The organism is Acinetobacter sp. Ac_3412 (genome assembly GCF_013072675.1).
Taxonomy (GTDB): Bacteria; Pseudomonadota; Gammaproteobacteria; order Pseudomonadales; family Moraxellaceae; genus Acinetobacter; species Acinetobacter higginsii.
Genome location: NZ_LXUJ01000010.1, coordinates 41,129 through 58,617, shown reverse-complemented (window position 1 = coordinate 58,617; position 17,489 = coordinate 41,129). Strand labels below are relative to the sequence as shown.

12 protein-coding genes and 1 pseudogene are annotated in these 17,489 nt (G+C 40.9%); 8 read left to right on the top strand and 5 right to left on the bottom strand.

The features are described from left to right. Positions 1 to 8 precede the first annotated feature (8 nt). Both A7P54_RS12100 and glnA read right to left on the bottom strand, forming a co-directional pair. Positions 9 to 500, bottom strand: coding sequence for a chorismate lyase (locus tag A7P54_RS12100; protein ID WP_171549733.1), 492 nt, complete (start codon positions 498 to 500; stop codon positions 9 to 11). 407 nt (positions 501 to 907) lie between these two features. Continuing rightward, the gene (gene glnA / locus A7P54_RS12095; RefSeq protein WP_171057879.1) at positions 908 to 2,323 is read right to left on the bottom strand and encodes a type I glutamate--ammonia ligase; all 1,416 of its coding nucleotides are present in this window, start codon (positions 2,321 to 2,323) and stop codon (positions 908 to 910) included. A gap of 622 nt (positions 2,324 to 2,945) precedes the next feature. Here glnA and A7P54_RS12090 point away from each other — a divergent pair. Both A7P54_RS12090 and A7P54_RS12085 read left to right on the top strand, forming a co-directional pair. Next, positions 2,946 to 3,530: an aminodeoxychorismate/anthranilate synthase component II gene (locus A7P54_RS12090; RefSeq protein WP_004652659.1), complete on the top strand. Its 585-nt coding sequence runs from the start codon at positions 2,946 to 2,948 to the stop codon at positions 3,528 to 3,530. 355 nt (positions 3,531 to 3,885) lie between these two features. Beyond that, positions 3,886 to 5,250: an L-cystine transporter gene (locus A7P54_RS12085; RefSeq protein ID WP_151716236.1), complete on the top strand. Its 1,365-nt coding sequence runs from the start codon at positions 3,886 to 3,888 to the stop codon at positions 5,248 to 5,250. A 58-nt stretch (positions 5,251 to 5,308) separates the two neighbouring features. On the opposite strand, the pseudogene A7P54_RS12080 reads toward A7P54_RS12085, so the two are convergent. Further along, positions 5,309 to 8,081 (bottom strand): annotated as a pseudogene (locus A7P54_RS12080) (M1 family metallopeptidase). Between the two features lie 7 nt (positions 8,082 to 8,088). Beyond that, positions 8,089 to 10,821, bottom strand: coding sequence for a TonB-dependent receptor (locus tag A7P54_RS12075; protein WP_171549731.1), 2,733 nt, complete (start codon positions 10,819 to 10,821; stop codon positions 8,089 to 8,091). Positions 10,822 to 11,190: 369 nt separating this feature from the next. Here A7P54_RS12075 and trpD point away from each other — a divergent pair, with 369 nt between their 5' ends. The 6 genes from trpD to A7P54_RS12045 all read left to right on the top strand — a co-directional run bounded on the left by trpD (position 11,191) and on the right by A7P54_RS12045 (position 15,518). Then, positions 11,191 to 12,240, top strand: coding sequence for an anthranilate phosphoribosyltransferase (gene trpD / locus A7P54_RS12070; RefSeq protein WP_032812186.1), 1,050 nt, complete (start codon positions 11,191 to 11,193; stop codon positions 12,238 to 12,240). A gap of 9 nt (positions 12,241 to 12,249) precedes the next feature. Beyond that, positions 12,250 to 13,056 carry an indole-3-glycerol phosphate synthase TrpC gene (gene trpC / locus A7P54_RS12065; protein WP_005202409.1) on the top strand — a complete coding sequence of 269 codons (807 nt, stop codon included), beginning with the start codon at positions 12,250 to 12,252 and terminating at the stop codon, positions 13,054 to 13,056. A 128-nt stretch (positions 13,057 to 13,184) separates the two neighbouring features. After that, the gene (locus A7P54_RS12060; protein WP_171549730.1) at positions 13,185 to 13,604 is read left to right on the top strand and encodes a hypothetical protein; all 420 of its coding nucleotides are present in this window, start codon (positions 13,185 to 13,187) and stop codon (positions 13,602 to 13,604) included. A gap of 205 nt (positions 13,605 to 13,809) precedes the next feature. Then, positions 13,810 to 14,499, top strand: coding sequence for a Smr/MutS family protein (locus tag A7P54_RS12055; RefSeq protein ID WP_171549729.1), 690 nt, complete (start codon positions 13,810 to 13,812; stop codon positions 14,497 to 14,499). Positions 14,500 to 14,590: 91 nt separating this feature from the next. Continuing rightward, positions 14,591 to 15,139 (top strand): GTP cyclohydrolase I FolE, encoded by a 549-nt coding sequence (folE, locus tag A7P54_RS12050; protein ID WP_171549728.1) that lies wholly within the window; start codon positions 14,591 to 14,593, stop codon positions 15,137 to 15,139. 16 nt (positions 15,140 to 15,155) lie between these two features. Continuing rightward, complete coding sequence (locus A7P54_RS12045; RefSeq protein WP_171549727.1) at positions 15,156 to 15,518, top strand: cupin domain-containing protein; 363 nt, start codon at positions 15,156 to 15,158, stop codon at positions 15,516 to 15,518. A gap of 43 nt (positions 15,519 to 15,561) precedes the next feature. Here the strand turns inward: A7P54_RS12045 and A7P54_RS12040 are convergent, their stop codons facing one another. Next, the gene (locus tag A7P54_RS12040) at positions 15,562 to 17,442 is read right to left on the bottom strand and encodes a DUF4105 domain-containing protein (protein WP_171549726.1); all 1,881 of its coding nucleotides are present in this window, start codon (positions 17,440 to 17,442) and stop codon (positions 15,562 to 15,564) included. Positions 17,443 to 17,489 lie beyond the last annotated feature (47 nt).

Genomic DNA, 17,489 nt, shown 5'->3' with positions numbered 1-17,489 from the left:
CCTTAGAGTCAATGCTGTCGAATAAACTGTTCAAATGCGGGAAGAAATGTTTCTTGCACAATAAATTTGCAGCCATGCCAAGTATAGCAACTTTGTCTGGTCCAACCTTCTTCAAGATAAATAACCCGCCTTTCGCAGGCTGGGTTGGTTCGTTGAAATAAAAACCAGCCAATTGGCTTATTACGAATATGCCGAAATAAACGCGCTTTCTTGTGTAAGCTTAAGATTGGAAAAATACTTTTCGCTTTGACCCAAGCTTCTGTTTCACTACCATAAAGATTGGTTTCTCGCACCCATGCAATATGGTGTGCTGGCATTTGCATCCACTGGCTATCGTTAAAGGTGAGTCGTTGGAAATGTTCTTTAAGACGTTCGACATGAAACTCCCCCTCACCCAGATCAGTCAATTGCTGAGTAAGGGAACCAGATGCATACAACCATTTTTTCAATTCAGTTGGGATCTCTCGTCCCTTAATTCTGTTTGGTCGTAAATTTCGCATGCTTGGCTCACTAAAAACATCATTAGGGTCTGCTGATACTTCAGCCATGCATTGCGTTATAGGCTAAAACCACACAAACAAGGCATGGAACGTAGACAATGGCGATACCCTTGTCAAGTTTCATAACGAAGTTTGGGGAAGTTTTAGACATAACCCTTCGGGACAGGGTTATTTTTTGATATTACTACGTTAGCTCGTATTCATTTAGAGGCACTAAATTTCATACGACCCGCCTTGTAACATCTAAAAAATATCCTCTGTCGCAATGAGAGCAGTAGCTCGCAAGGTGAAGTGCCAGCAGACCCTATGAGTGTACATGAATTTCTTTGGAAAAAGAGCATGACTTTCAATTGAATCAAAAACATAAAAAAAGCTCGCCGAGGCGAGCTTTTTTCAATCTGTATGTATTACAAGCTGTAGTACATATCAAATTCAACTGGGTGAGTCGTCGTGTTAAGACGGCGTACATCTTCAGTTTTAAGTTCGATATATGCATCAAGCATTTCTTTAGTGAATACACCACCTTTCAACAGGAACTCATGATCCGCTTCAAGTGCAGCAATCGCCATTTCCAAGTTGTGAGCAACTGTTGGGATTTTTGCTTCTTCTTCAGGAGGAAGATCATACAAGTTTTTGTCAGCAGCTTCACCTGGGTGAATCTTGTTTTGAATACCATCAAGACCAGCCATTAACAATGCAGCAAAACCTAAGTATGGGTTCATTAATGGATCAGGGAAACGTGCTTCGATACGCTTGCCTTTAGGGCTAGAAACGTAAGGAATACGGATAGAAGCAGAACGGTTACGTGCTGAGTAAGCAAGCATAATTGGTGCTTCGTAGTGTGGAACCAAACGCTTATAAGAGTTTGTACCTGGGTTCGTAATCGCATTCAACGCACGCGCGTGCTTGATTACACCACCGATGAAGAACAATGCCATTTCTGATAAACCAGCATATTCGTCACCAGCAAACAAGTTCTTGCCATCTTTAGAGATTGACATGTGAACGTGCATACCAGAACCGTTATCACCAACCATTGGCTTAGGCATGAATGTCGCTGTTTTACCATATTGATGCGCAACGTTCCAAACTGCATATTTGAACTGTTGAACTTCGTCCGCTTTACGAACTAAGGTATTGAAGCTCACACCAATTTCTAATTGGCAAGATGCAACTTCATGGTGATGTACTTCTACACGACCAGGACCCATGATGTCTTCGATACGTGCACACATTTCAGCACGCATGTCTTGATGAGAGTCAACTGGAGGAACTGGGAAGTAACCGCCTTTAACACGTGGACGGTGACCTGAGTTACCTGCTTCGTAGTCTTTACCTGTAGACCAAGCAGCTTCTTCAGCAATCAATGTGTGGCGCGCGCCAGACATGTCGATGTCCCACTTCACTTCGTCAAAAACGAAGAATTCTGGTTCTGGACCGAAGAATGCTGTATCACCGATACCTGTAGATTTTAAATATTCTTCAGCACGACGAGCAATCGAACGTGGGTCACGCTCGTAACCTTGACCAGTTGAAGGCTCGATAACGTCACAAGTCACAACAACTGTAGGCTCAGCAAAGAACGGGTCAAGAAAACCTGTTTCAGCATCTGGACGTAAGATCATGTCAGAAGCTTCAATGCCTTTCCAACCAGCAATTGAAGAACCATCAAACATTTTACCATCTTCAAATGTATCTTCATCAATGGTATCAGCTGGGTAAGTTACGTGCTGCTCTTTACCCTTAGTATCAGTAAAGCGAAAATCGACCCATTTTGCGCCACTTTCTTTGATGAGTTGAAGGACCTTGTTCGCCATGCTCATTTGCTCCAATGAAGTTTTTATGCACTTGTTAAGTGCGTGTTAGTTGTTGATGTATAATTAGCAATTATCATACCAACAATTTCAAAGCATACCTAAAACATTGAAATTCTTTGCAGAAAAAATGCTTTAAGCTCCCTGTCCTATGCCTACTATAATGTCTGCATTTAAAAATGCACCATATTTAAACATTCCTATTTTAGCTCGTCCCCAAAAAAGACATAATGAACCAAAATAGTGCAATACATATAACAAAGAACCAATGTAGTGCCAATTACGCTTTTATTATTCGCGTAAATTGGCTTTTTATATCATTCTTTTCAAGATCATTCCAATCAATTCATTTAGACTTTCGATTCACTTTCAGTTTTTTTTCTCAAGTGTTTCAATTACAAAAATTTATTATCAATTACTAACTCATTTCAACAAACAAAATTAGCCTTTTATTCAGCCTTCAATGCTTTCAAAATTTCCCACATTAATGATCCGTTTTGTTATGATGATTTCCCGTTATCGCTAGAATAATCTTTTCTCTATTCAAGATAGATGAAAAAACACAGCGCTAAGATTGGTTTATCTAATTCAATAGCACAATTAAGTGCATATCTTTCAAAAGGTTATAATCATGCTTCTAATGATTGACAATTATGACTCATTTACTTACAACATCGTTCAATACTTTGGCGAGTTGAATCAAGAAGTAAAAGTTGTTCGTAATGATCAAGTGACATTAGAGGATATTGAACGATGGCAGCCAAAATATCTGGTGATTGGCCCAGGCCCTTGCTCACCAAGTGAAGCAGGTATCTCTATTCCAGCCATCAATCACTTTGCTGGCAAAATTCCGTTACTGGGTGTCTGTTTAGGTCATCAAGCCATTGGACAGGCTTTTGGTGGCAATATCATTCGTGCTAAAACAGTGATGCATGGTCGCCTATCCGATATGCACCATAGTGACAAAGGGATTTTTAGCAACTTGCCATCGCCTTTTGCTGCAACACGTTATCATTCATTGGTGATTGAGCAAGAAACTTTGCCAGAGTGCTTAGAAGTTACCTGCTGGACCAATCAAGCAGATGGCACGATTGAAGAAATTATGGGTGTCAAACATAAAACACTGCCTGTGGAAGGTGTGCAATTTCACCCTGAGTCTATTTTGAGCGAACACGGCCATCAAATTTTCAAAAACTTCTTGGATATTTATGCTTAATCTCAAGATTTACCAATACTAAGCATCTAAACAGCCTATTTTTATAAGTAGGCTGTTTTTATTTTGAACATATAAAAACGATATATAACTCATACATACTGCACAAATTTTCAGCATTAAAATTAATCTGAAAACTTACACTTAAAAACAAGTCATTCTTTTTCAATAATTAATCCACTTTTCACACGTTATAAAAAGTAAGTTCAATCCTCAATTTCTGTTTTGTCTGATTGCATTTTACTTTTTTAGATTAACTATAGTCATAGGAATGATTAAGTTTCAGGGCGGCTGGATGATAGAATCTAAGTCATTGTTTTTAGCATTCCCCCTGAATGATCTATCAGGATAACCTATTGTGAATACCTTGGTTTTATTGAATATTATTGTTTTCGTCCTGCTCATGGCAGGATTGTTTTTTAGCTACCGTAAAGATTGGAGTCTCTCCAAAAAAGTTCTGATCGGTATGATCGTAGGTATCTTTTTTGGTTTAGCCCTTAAAGCGATCTATGGTGACAACCCTGTTATTGAGCATTCAATTGCATGGATTAACCTTGTCGGTAATGGTTATGTGCAACTATTACAAATGGTGATCATGCCTCTGATTTTTATTTCAATTTTAAGTGCAGTGGTGAAGCTACACCAAACCACTTCTCTTGGAAAAATCAGCGTACTCGTGATTGGTATCTTGTTAGTAACCACGGCTATTGCAGCACTTGTCGGTGCAGGCATCACTAATTTATTCGGCTTAACGGCTGAAGGACTGGTACAAGGCACCAAAGAAGCAGCACGTCTGGCAACCATTCAAAGTCAATACATTGGGCAAGTGACAGATTTAGATGTTCCAAAGCTCTTACTTTCACTATTCCCTCAGAACCCATTTGCTGATTTAACCGGTGTTCGTCCAACAGCGATCATCAGTGTGGTGATTTTCTCTGCATTTTTAGGTGTAGCAGCACTGAAACTGATGGATAAAGACACCGTCAATGGCGAAAGAATCAGACACGGGATTGAAGCACTGCAAGCCTTGGTAATTAGTCTTGTCCGTTTAGTGATGCAATTTACGCCTTATGGTGTATTAGCATTGATGACTAAAATGGTGGCAACAGCAAATGTAGCCGACATCGTTAAATTAGGTGAGTTCCTCGTTGCATCTTATCTTGGACTTGCAATCATGTTCCTCGTACATGCGCTGATTTTGCTGTTTGTACGTGTCAATCCAATCGACTTTTTCAAGAAAGTTTTTCCTGTTTTAACTTTTGCATTTACCAGTCGTTCAAGTGCCGCGAGTATTCCACTCAATATTGAAGCACAAACCAAACAATTAGGTGTGCCTGAAGGTATCGCCAGCTTTTCTGCCTCATTTGGTGCAACCATTGGTCAAAATGGTTGTGCCGGTTTATACCCTGCGATGCTAGCTGTTATGGTTGCGCCAACTGTAGGTATCAACCCGCTTGATCCATTGTGGATTGCTCAGTTGGTGGTGGTGGTGACCCTCAGTTCAATTGGTGTTGCTGGCGTTGGTGGCGGTGCAACCTTTGCTGCTTTAATCGTCCTCCCAGCCATGGGCTTACCGATTACTTTAGTCGCGTTATTGATTTCAATTGAGCCATTGATTGATATGGGGCGTACTGCTTTAAACGTCAACGGTTCGATGACTGCAGGCACAGCGACCAGTCAATTACTCGGTGTCAGAAATCCACAACCCGATAATGATGCTTAAGCCAGATTAAAATAAAAAAGCCAACGCATGATCGTTGGCTTTTTTATAACTGAATAAATTACAACTTCAACTGTTGCACGAGCGAACCATCTTGTTTCGCCACTAAGGATTCACACAGTTGGATACGTTCCTTGGTTTGATTTAAACCACGCTCGACTCCGACCAGCTCTTTGGTTCTCGGTGCAAAGAAGGAATTCAACTGCGTCGCTTCTTGTTGTGTACAAGCTGCACCACTAAACAATGCAGGGAAGCGTCCAGCAGAAGACTTACCTAAACGATCAAACACAGCATCGTGATTGGCCTTAAACCATGACCAAAGCCCGCCTTGTTCACCGCTATAGCTATTGATTGAGTTAATCACGGTACGTACTTCACCAACTTTCACACGTGGGTCTAAAACTAACTGACGTGCCTGCTGACGTGTTTCCACCTGATTGGCTGAGCCTAAGGCAGTAAGCATCGCCAAACGTTGGGTCGGTTGCGTGATGTGTTGTAACTCCCCCGCTAAACGATCAAAGGTAGGCTGCCCTTTTTCTTGTACTCGTACAGCTAAAATCGTTGGTAAAAGCTCGGGGGTTAATTTTGCAAAATTCAATTGCTTTTGAGCGAATAGAGCGTCGGATTGTTTTAACAATTGCTCACGCACTTCTGGCACCTGAATTTCCAATGCAAGAAATTGGGCTAACTCACTACGCCACAAGCTATCCTCAGCAGACTCACCTGCTTTGCTCGCATAACCCAATTGATTTAATTTGGGTAGATATAAATTCGCGAGCACTTTTCTAAAATGCTCACGTTCTGCCTCAGTCTTCAATACATGGCGCTGGATTGTACTGAGCTGCTGAAACAATGCCGTACTAATCTGTCGGCTATTCGAGTTCGCAAACTTCTTCGCCACATCCACCACCGCCAACAGGTTAATATCACCATGGTTAAATGCCGCTGAAACAGCATAGGCATAGGCCAATTGTTCAGTATTAGAGAGTTTTTCTGTAGCGGCAGTCAGACGAGCAAGTTCTGGTTCAGGCAAACTAAATTGGTAATAGCCTGCTGCATCTGCATTTGGAATATACCAACTGTTAATACTTGCACCTTTGAGTTCAATTTTTGCTTCCGCTTGATCAACCAGTTCACATTGGACTTTACTCGCTGCATTCGGAACTTCGTAACGTACGCATAATGGTACTCCCCAAAGACTATTGGCATCACCTTTAGAACCAACGGGTAAATAGCGTGTTTGTTTTACATTCAAAAAGACTTTATTACCTTGTTGCTGTAACGAGGTGCTCAGCAAAGGTACGCCCGGTTGATCAATAAAACTTTTCACCGCTTTGCTAAAACGCTCAGCTTGACCAGACTGTTCTGCGAGGGAACTAATTAAATCATTGGCTGTAGCACTGCCATATTGATGCTTGTTAATGTAATTACGCACCCCTTGCTTGAATTTTTCTTCACCTAAATAGCTTTCGAACATATTTAAAACAGCTGCGCCTTTTTGATAGGTAATGCCATCAAAAGCGGTTTGAATATCTGCGTTACTTAAAATTGGCTGGCGGATACGGCGTACACTGACCAAGCTATCGCTTTTCATTGCACCTGCTGTATCGACGACGCGTTCCAGATCAGCATTAAACTCTGGATGAAGTTGTTGGGTGATTTTACTTTGCATCCAAGTGGCAAAAGATTCATTCAGCCACAAGTCATCCCACCACGGCATCGTTACCACATCGCCAAACCATTGATGCGCCAACTCATGTGCATTGACATTAAAAGAGCCCTGTACAAATGACACAGGTGAGTCTTTGTCTAGCAGCATCAAATAATCTCTAAAGGTAATCAGCCCTGGATTTTCCATCGCACCCGCTGCAAAGTCAGGTGCAGCAAGCAAATCCAGCTTGTCGAATGGATATCCGAATGCAAAATAATCTTCTAATGTTTTTAAAATCGCAGGGGTTTCAGACAAGGCATGCTGCATTTTTTCAGCCTTGCCATCGGGTGCCAGACCTCTTAATTTGATCGCCTGTTTACGCCACTCAGTCGCACCAATATCAGGACCTTGTTGTACTTGCCAAGGACCAACTGCCAGTGCCAGTAGATAGGTTGGTAGCGGTTTGGTCGGTGCAAAGCTTAAAGTTTTCCACCCCGATTGTTCGGCCTGCTCAGAGACTTGATTGGTATTGGCAAAACCTGAATATTTGCTTGGTATGGTTAAACGAATATTAAAGGGCGTTTTAAAGCGCGGCTCATCAAATGATGGAAAAGATTGACGTGCGCTGATCGCCTCCATTTGAGTCATGACATAAGGCTTCCCCTCAAACTCAATTTTATAAATACCATCCAATTGCTGATCATAATCCGCATTGAAATCCAGTACTAAGCGGTATTGACCTGCAGGTAATGCCTTGGCAAATTTAATCAGACTGACGCCATCGACTTCCGAAGCTTGCTCATATTTGGCCGTGGTTTTCTGCCCAGTTGCGGAGAGGATGTTGGCATCTTTTACCGATAAAGATTTACCATGAATCCAAACATGGTCAGTTGCTTGAGTCAGTTTTAAATGAATGGTGGTTTTACCGGTATAACTTTTTTGTGCAGGATCAATTTTAAAATCTAAATCATAAGATTCAGGTATGGCCCATTCTGGTAATTTGCCGATTGGAATTTGTTCATTGCTATTTGATGCAAAAATCTGTGTTGCAGATAATGAAAGTAATGTTGTCAGTAGCAATTGTTTTTTAAATGAAGGTTTGACCAACATAGGAGATCTGTCCTCTGTAGTTTTTAAAATAAAAAGACGCAGCAAATGGTGTACCATGTCGCTGCATCCACACATCATTCTTAGAATTTATAATTAAACTCCAACCAACCCTGACGGCCGATTGGTGAATATGATCCTATTGGATAATATGGCCATCCGCCTGTGTCATCGTGTTTCACTTTGTCAAATAGGTTATTCACAATGATTGATGCAGAGGCCTTGGGTGAAATTTTATAAGTTCCACTCCAATTGACCAAATAAGTCGGGCTTAAGTAAGCCGTTTGATTACCATTTGGAATCTTGCCATAGCGATTGACTAATACGGTTGATGCCCAATCACCGAGACTCCAACTGAGACTGGTATTAAAGCGATCTCGCCAATCTGGAATGGTTAAGTCTTTTAAATAATTATCTTTCTCGCCATCTTTTGATTGTTGATATTCACGTTCAAGCACACGGCTATAATTCACCGTCCACAAGAAGTTACCTAAATTTTCTGTTTTCCAGCGCCATTTACTGGTGAAATCAATCCCGCGAGTATGATCTGAGGCAGCATTGATCGGCACAATATTGATATTGTTGATCACATTTGGATCAACCACTGCATTTGTAGGGTTGCGCTCTACACGTGCCAACGCATCAACACATTGTGCCGAATTGATATCTTGTGCACCCAAACGACAATCAGCTTCTAAACGTAAAATCTTATCTTCACTTAAATTGGTTACCAGATTATCAATTTTGATATCCCAATAATCGACGGAAATATCAAACTTATTACTCGGAGACCATACAAACCCTGCACCATAAGATTTACCTTCTTCGGGTTTTAAATCTTTGTTGCCTGTTAAGGTGTAGTTCGCGCCAGGCGAATAATCTTTAAAGCTACATTTATCTAATGCTTGTCCCGTTTGGCTACAACGTAAATAATCGGTGGTACTGGGGAAATACCCTCTTTGTTTATTCAAAAACAGATAGTTCATATCTGGTGCACGGAAACTGGTGGCGTAGTTGCCTCGCACCAATAAGGTTGGATGTGGTCTAAATTCTAAGCCTGAACCAAAGGTAAATTTATCAATACTACTATCTGACAAGGCATAGCGGTCATAGCGTCCAGATAAGGTTAAATTGAGTGGCTTGGCTAAAGGTAAGAATAATTCCGTACCCAAAGCCTGACGGGTACGTGCCCCACCATATTCGCCACTGGAAGTGGCATTATAGAAGTCCCCATTTTCCACCGCCTTATCTGGTTTGATTTTAAAACCTTGGCGTCCAATTTCTGCCACCGCAGCAAGCTTGGCCGTTCCTGCAGGCAATTCAAACACATCACCATTGGCACTTAAAGTTAAGCTCTGTGCCCAAGACTTGTCGTTTTCCTCAGTTGTGCCTGAAATGCTTCTAAACTCGCTAGCGGTCAGTGGCCGACTGATACGATCTAAATGCGGGGAATAAATTGGAATACCATCTTGATCTGTCCCCAATTGCCGACCTAAGAAATATTCATCAACATTCGAACGTACCAGCCCTTGTTTACGTAATTGACTAGTATAAATCGAGCCATTATAGGCTGCTTCATAACGCCAGCTACTGTCTCCAATATCGCCACGGATACCAAAGTTCAAATTGGAGGAGAGTTCTTTCCATTTTTTATTGGCTTGCTCAACACCACCGAGTTCTTCTGGTGCAAAACGTCGTGTCCAGATTTCATAATTTCCTGTGTCTTGATTGAGGAAATAGCCACTACTTGCGCCTAAAGAAGTCCATGTCGGGCCACGAGTATTGTTTTCAATTTGATTGGCACCAATCAAAACATCCGCGAATAATTGGGTTTTCTCATTCAGCTCATAATCTAAGCCGAGATAACCATTTTGGCTGCGATTCTTGGTTTGAACCGTCCAATAGGTCGGTCGGGCCAGACCACTAGCACAATTATCTGCCCCTGCTTTGCCAATATTTGTTACTGAACCTTTAAATAGATCATCAAATGCATCACAGCCATTAATTGAAAGATACTGGCCTGTCTTGGCATTTTTACGTCCAACGATCGTGTCTGGCTTTTCCCCTCGACGCGTTCGGCTCGACATAAAATCTCGGTCAGCCGCCCAAATTGGTTCACGCCCACTCAATTCAACACCATAAACCAGATTGAGCTTGTCCAATGTTTTACTGCCACTCAATTGTAGACGTAAATTTTCACCGCCCTCTTTAGTGCCACCTGCCTTGATATTGAATTGTGTACCATCGGTTTTCTTTTTCAGGATGATATTCACCACACCCGCAATCGCATCTGAACCATAGATCGCGGAAGCTCCCCCATTTAAGATTTCAATGCGGTCAATAATCGCAGTCGGAATATTGGCTAAATTGACAAAATTCACAGCGCCGTCATAAGGCACTGGATAATCTGCAACTCGGTGTCCATTAATTAAGGTTAAGGTATGGTTCGGCCCTAAACCACGCAAACTAATGGCATTGGCTGCGGGAGTAAAGGTATTGCCATAATCCGCTCCTTGCACAAAACCTGTGTTTTGGGTCAGGTTATTCAAGGCATCAAAGGCATTACTATAACCGTGTTTCTCGATATCGGCTGCGGTAATCACGGTTACACTGGTTGGGCCATCTTTTTGCGCTTTTGAGATACGTGAACCTGTCACTGCAACATGCACCACTTTATCTGATGTTGTCTTTGTTTGTGGCTGTTCTACATTTGTCTCAGCATGGCTCTCTAATGGATGAAGACATGCAATAAAGACAAAAACAAAACAACCTTTGTTTTTAATAGCCCCAAGATATTTCAAGTAATTTAGATACATATTTATGAATGAGTAAAATGAAGACCGCCCTAATATATCTACTTTTATTTATTTGATTTATACACATTTTTTATAGAGATATGCGTGAATAAGATATATCAAATGGTTGATTATTTATCATAAAAACTAAAATAACCCTCTCATAAAATAAAACCTTTTTCATTCAATTCCTCCCCGTCACAAATTTACCAACCTGCTTAAACGGGTTAAATTTTAAAAACTCTCTAGCCACAACCTAAATCTTGAGTTATTTTCTGCTAACATAAGCCCTTAACGAGTGGGACACACACCACATAAAGCTGAGCTATCCTTCATCATCAACCACTTTCATCCAAATTTTTTAATCATTAAATGCTGTAACTCATGACTATGAATATCCAACAGGCACTCAATAATATTACCAAGAACATCCATCTGACCCAGCCACAAATGGAAGATGTCATGCGCAGCATCATGCAAGGTGAAGCCACTGATGCTCAAATCGGTGCGCTAATGATGGGCTTGCGCATGAAGGGTGAAAGTATTGATGAAATTACAGCTGCTGCACGTATCATGCGTGAGTTTGCGATTAAAATTGATGTCAGTGATATTCCTCATCTGGTAGATATCGTGGGTACAGGTGGTGATGGTCAAAACCTATTTAATGTTTCAACCGCTTCAAGTTTTGTGATCGCTGCTGCGGGAGCAACTATTGCGAAACATGGTAACCGCGGTGTATCAAGTAAATCAGGTTCTTCTGACGTGCTGGAACAGATTGGCATTCAACTTGATTTAGACATGCAGCAAACAGAACGTTGTATCCGTGAAATGGGCGTAGGTTTCCTGTTTGCGCCAAATCACCATAAAGCCATGAAATATGCGGTAGCGCCACGTCGTGAATTGGGCATTCGTAGTATCTTTAATTTACTTGGTCCACTCACCAACCCTGCTGGCGTAAATCGTTTTGTAATTGGCGTATTCTCAGATGAACTTTGCCGTCCCATTGCTGAAGTATTAAAACAGCTTGGTGCCGAGCATGTACTGGTGGTGCATTCTAAAGATGGTTTAGACGAGATCAGTCTAGCTGCGCCAACCGCTGTGGCTGAGCTTAAAGATGGCGAAGTTACAGAATGGACGTTGAACCCCGAAGACGTTGGTATCGCCTCTCAAACACTCACCGGTTTAGTCGTCAATAGTTCAGAAGAAAGCTTAAAGCTAATCAAAGATGCTTTGAGTCGTGACAAATCAGACGTAGGCGAAAAAGCAGCAAATATGATTGCACTCAATGCAGGTGCAGGCATTTACGTCGCAGGTATTACCAAAACCTATAAACAAGCCGTTGAGCTGGCTCAAGATATTCTTTACGGCGGACAAGCCTTAGAAAAAATGAGTATCTTGGCTGAATTTACCAAAACATTGAAACAATATCAGGCAGACTAAGGACTTCTCATGATCGATATTCAAAATACCATTTTAGGTAAAATTGTTGACCGCAAACATGAGGAGCTTGCAGCACGTTTAAAACAACGTAGCTTGCATGATGTTGAGCAGTGGGCAAATGAAGCAACGCCTGTGCGAGGTTTTGCCAATGCTTTACAGCATAAACGCCCTGCTGTAATTGCAGAAATTAAAAAAGCATCACCTTCTAAAGGTGTGATCCGTGCAGACTTTAATCCTGCGGAAATTGCACAACAATATGAACAAGCAGGTGCAGCCTGTTTATCGGTATTGACCGATGTGGATTTCTTCCAAGGTGCAGACGAAAATATTGCGATTGCACGTCAGCATTGTGCCCTACCTGCTTTGCGTAAAGATTTCTTGATTGATCCTTATAATGTGGTTGAAGCACGTGCGCTACATGCCGATTGTATTTTATTGATCGTGGCATGTTTATCAGATCAACAACTGGAAGAAATGTCGAAAACAGCATTTGAACAACAGTTGGATGTATTGGTTGAGGTGCATGATGAATATGAATTGGAACGTGCGCTAAAACTTTCTGAACAATGTATTTTGGGGGTGAACAACCGTAATCTTAAAACCTTTGATGTGGATTTAAATACCTCATTGCGTTTAAAGAAATTATTGCCTGCTTCCCGTATCTTAGTTACTGAAAGTGGTATTGCCATGCCTACTGATGTAGAGATGATGCAAGCCAATGACATTCATACTTTCCTTGTGGGTGAAAGCTTTATGAAACAGCCTCGCCCTGATCAAGCATTTCATGCATTGTTTGGGCAACCTGAGCAGATCTAAGCAAATCAGGTTCAAGGTAAAATTCTACCTTGAACCTTTAAAAAAGTTGCTAGAACTAAATATAGACTCTAAATAAAGAATAAAAATTAGAGTTCAAAATACTAAAAGATAAAAATCGATGAAACAATATGAGTAATTTTTTATTAATCTTGGGGCTGATCTTTTTAGTTAGCTTTCCTATTTATAGTCATCTATTTTTCTACGAAAAAATTCAGAGTTTTAAAGATCCAAGAGTCGCCTATTTCTTTACTTTAATTCCTGGGCTTATTCTTATTGGCATTGCCATGTATTTGTCCCCCGCAAAGACCTACATTAAAACTGAAGAGTGTGGCATCGTAAAACAATATAAAATGTTCCCCAAGAAACGAAGTCAAATCGAGCGCCTGACGATTGTCATGGACCAATCTGGCTATATTCGTTATTTTGACTTTGTTCATACTCTGCCGCGTGTTCAAATAAATGAGCATATATGCTTTGAACTTTATGATCGCTTTAAGAATAGGGGTTTAAACCAATCACGCATTATCAAAATCATTACTCTTCCTTAAGTAATAAACGCCATTAAACATTTAGTTTTTTAATACAAAGATCACAGTAGAAGTAAAAACTAAATTAATTTCTCACCTACACATTCAATTCTGTCTAATGATTTAAATTGAATTCCTTTTCCCCATGAATGCAATTCAGTTCAAATCATCATGGTTTCGGACTATAATTTTATATCTCTCGTATCTTGCCAATTTTTCTAAACTTATGAGTAAACACGATTCATCGCTTTCTAAAGACCAGTTTAACTTACTGAAAGCCTTTAAAAAGCAAATCTCTAATCCTCAAACGAGTGCTATTGCCAAACAAGCAGAGTCACAAAAAGCTCCAGCCGTTGCTGAAGAGTTGGAAGATACTGAGCTTTTTAAAAAAGCCCTGCTTGGGGTAAAACCAATCGACAATCAAAATATTGCCGATACTCGCGTTGCACGCAGTAAAAAAGTCGATGCCCAAACCTTGGCAAAACGTGCAGCAGCAGAAGGTGGCGCAGAGCAAGAGCTTACAGAAATTTCCGATACCCAAGCAATCTTAAATCCTGTTGCCAGCCAAGCAACTTTAAGCTATCGCATTGCGACCTTGCAGCACAAAGTATTTGAAGACTTAAAAGCAGGCAAAATTCGCTGGTTCGAGGCGGTTGACCTACATGGCTGTACCGTTGAGCAAGCACGTGCTGCGGTTTTACAAGTACTTCAAATGGCAAAAGATGAAAATCAAAATGTCGTTAAAATTGTGCACGGTAAAGGGCCTGAAGCAATTTTAAAAACCTATGTCAATGGTTGGCTCAGACAGCATCGTGATGTGCTTGCTTTCGTTAGTGCGCCAGAAAATCAAGGCGGTACAGGAGCGGTTTTAGTCCTGCTCAAACGTGCCGAAAAGAACCCTAAGTACAAACAGTAATCGGCATTTTTATCAAAATTAAGATTTCCAATCGTTTTCTGATACAATTGCCGTTTTTGTTCAACCCACCTAAGTGAACATTGTTATGTCTATGCAGCAATCGTACGCAAATATCTTAACTGCCGTTGGTGAAGACCTAAATCGCCCGGGCTTAAAAGATACGCCAATGCGTGCGGCTAAAGCTTTCTCTTTTTTAACTTCTGGCTATAGCAAAACGCTTGAAGAAGTTACAAATAGCGCGCTCTTCCCTTCCGATAACCATGAAATGGTATTGGTCAAAAATATTGAATTTTATTCACTTTGTGAACATCACCTACTGCCATTCTATGGTCGTGTGCACATTGCATATTTACCTGAAGGTCAAGTTTTAGGTTTATCAAAATTTGCGCGCATTACAGAAATGTTTGCACGTCGTCTACAAGTTCAAGAGAACTTGACGCAGCAAATTGCTGAAGCGGTTGCAGAAGTGACTCAAGCACGTGGTGTTGCAGTTGTGATTGACTCTGCGCATATGTGTATGATGATGCGTGGTGTAGGTAAACAAGAGTCGACTACACGTACGGTTTCTTTTGTTGGTGATTTTAAAGCCGACAAAGATGTACGTCGTGAATTCTTAAGCGCTGTTCCTGAAAACTATTAAGCTAAGCAGCCCTAGAATGTCATCAGTTCAGTTAGCAGGTTTCGGCGATTTAATCGCAAATGAAGCAAGTATTGATTATCCTCGTCCTGATCGTTTGGTTCGAGGTAATCCTGAACGTCTAACCTATAGTTTATATGAACATCCACATATGGACTGTGGCATTTGGCAATGTGAAGTCGGTGCTTGGAATATTCAATTTGCTGAAAACAAACAAGAGTTTTTTCAGGTCATTGAAGGAATTGTGCGTATCCACGACGCAAAAACCAATTCTTTTATTGAAGTAACTGCTGGAAATGCAGGGATTATTCCACCCGCATTTGTCGGTACATTTGAAGTCATTGAAGCCGTTAAAAAATACTATGTGATTGTTGAGGTTTGATCTGCTTAGCCCGCTCTGATCAAACTTTCATAATATTTAACCGCTAAAAAAAGTGTACATAGCCCACGCCAATTTTATTCCAGTCTTTATGATCCTGCTGTTCAAAATCCCAGTTTAAACGTAAAGCATGGTTTGTATTCAGACTATATTGAAGTTGCGTACCGACTCTTAAATTCCACTGACTCCGATCTTGCCAATACGGTAACTCAATCTGTACTACGCTGTTGATATGATCAGACCATACATTCATACAACCTACAGTTGGCCCAGCTCCAACTCGCCAACCTTTATCTAAATTTTTTCCGCCTTGAATATGACTTTGTAGTTGGGCATAACACAAATGCCGACGATCATAATCTGCCACGCTATAACCGACTTGCATATTCAGATTCATCACGCCATGTTGCGCATCTTCACTAAACTGCCCCTTCTCAATCGCTTCTTGTTTCCAACCTAAATTAAAACCCCAAGTGATTGGCGATTTAAATGGCTGAATCGGGTTATAGGAGTTCACTGATAATAGATCTAAATGTTCGAGCTTGAGCTTGTCGTCACGGTATTGCAAACTACCATCTAAAAATAAGAGTTGCGTCCCTGTCCGATAGCCACCTTGTGGATCAATTAAATCGTGATAGGCCTGACGGTGACCAATCTCGGCAAACTTCTGCCCTTGTACTTCACCCACATTTATCGACAAGTTACGGGCATGATGCCCTTCTACAGGCTGCTTTTTCGGGCGTATCGGTTCTTGACGTTGTTTATCAACCTCGATTTGACTACGCTGCGCAAGTAGTTGACGTAATTGAGGTTGGGCAAAATCTGCATCTACCTTATGGCTAATATATTGTAGATATAAATCGTCATAAGCCATTTCTAAAATCTTGGCCTGATCTTGTGGTTGATATGCTTTTAAAATGGGTTGAACCTGATCTGTCTCGGTAAAGGCAACCTGATGAGCAACTTTGGCTAAAGCTGTACCATGCTGCTTGGCTTGAGCAAGTAATTGGGTTTCCAAAGCTGGTCGATACACGACTTCTTTCACTAAGTCTTGTTGATCGACAGCCTTCAAGGTTTCAATTGGAATGGCAGCATAGTTAAACTGCTGTTTTAAATTTAAATTTGGACGTACTAAATCAATTAAACCGAGTAAACGGTAAGCACAGTTATCACTGACAAAATAATAAGGGAAACTCACATGCTGCATTTCCCAAATATGCTCAACCAGAAACCGAGTTTCCTCAGGGGTTAAATTCAGCTCATACTCCCACAGGTCACGGCTTTCAAAATCACCGTATTCTTTTACCTTGCGGTAATACGGCATTAGAGAATATTCGCCAGGATACTGTCCAGTTAAGCCCTTCCATGCATAGGACCAGTTATCATCACCTTTCACCGTGGCAGCATAGTTCACTGCATAGGACACTAGATTGAGTTGCTTCTGATCCTTTGGATCTAAACGCAATAGCGTATGTCCAAACATCGAACTTGGATTCCCCATAAAGTCAGTGGCATAAATCAAAGTCGCTTTATACGGCTTGATTTGATTGATCCAGTCCTCAAATTCAATACAATTTACCTTTGGCAGCTGTTGATCATCGATGTTGAGCTGTTGCATCAACCAGCGGCTACGTGCGGGAAATTTACAACGGATGGATTGGTTATCTGGAACTTCAACAAATAAGGCTTTAATGTCGGCTTGTAATTCATTCTTTAAATTGGTTTGACCATCTTTCGCGTAAAAATAACCCGCATAAGTGACTTCGCTATTTTGTTTTTGGTCGGCATACATCAAGCGCTGCCATGTGATGTGTTGATCTAATTGTTTTTGTTTGGCAATGTCCAAATAAGTTTGAAAATCTGATTCAACCATCGCATGGGCAAAGTGACACATCAAAGATGCAAGTACAAAAGTAGCTAATTTCATTCAATCGCAATTTTTAAGAATAATGATCGTAGGTATAAGAAAACCCT

What these genes read in the sequence shown, in the direction of transcription:
- A7P54_RS12090 (WP_004652659.1), top strand. Translation starts at nt 2,946, where the DNA reads ATGCTTCTAATGATTGACAATTATGACTCATTTACTTACAACATCGTT.
- A7P54_RS12045 (WP_171549727.1), top strand. Translation starts at nt 15,156, where the DNA reads ATGTCATCAGTTCAGTTAGCAGGTTTCGGCGATTTAATCGCAAATGAA.
- A7P54_RS12100 (WP_171549733.1), bottom strand. Translation starts at nt 500, where the DNA reads ATGCGAAATTTACGACCAAACAGAATTAAGGGACGAGAGATCCCAACT.
- trpC (WP_005202409.1), top strand. Translation starts at nt 12,250, where the DNA reads ATGATCGATATTCAAAATACCATTTTAGGTAAAATTGTTGACCGCAAA.
- A7P54_RS12075 (WP_171549731.1), bottom strand. Translation starts at nt 10,821, where the DNA reads ATGTATCTAAATTACTTGAAATATCTTGGGGCTATTAAAAACAAAGGT.
- A7P54_RS12060 (WP_171549730.1), top strand. Translation starts at nt 13,185, where the DNA reads ATGAGTAATTTTTTATTAATCTTGGGGCTGATCTTTTTAGTTAGCTTT.
- A7P54_RS12040 (WP_171549726.1), bottom strand. Translation starts at nt 17,442, where the DNA reads ATGAAATTAGCTACTTTTGTACTTGCATCTTTGATGTGTCACTTTGCC.
- glnA (WP_171057879.1), bottom strand. Translation starts at nt 2,323, where the DNA reads ATGAGCATGGCGAACAAGGTCCTTCAACTCATCAAAGAAAGTGGCGCA.
- folE (WP_171549728.1), top strand. Translation starts at nt 14,591, where the DNA reads ATGCAGCAATCGTACGCAAATATCTTAACTGCCGTTGGTGAAGACCTA.
- A7P54_RS12055 (WP_171549729.1), top strand. Translation starts at nt 13,810, where the DNA reads ATGAGTAAACACGATTCATCGCTTTCTAAAGACCAGTTTAACTTACTG.
- trpD (WP_032812186.1), top strand. Translation starts at nt 11,191, where the DNA reads ATGAATATCCAACAGGCACTCAATAATATTACCAAGAACATCCATCTG.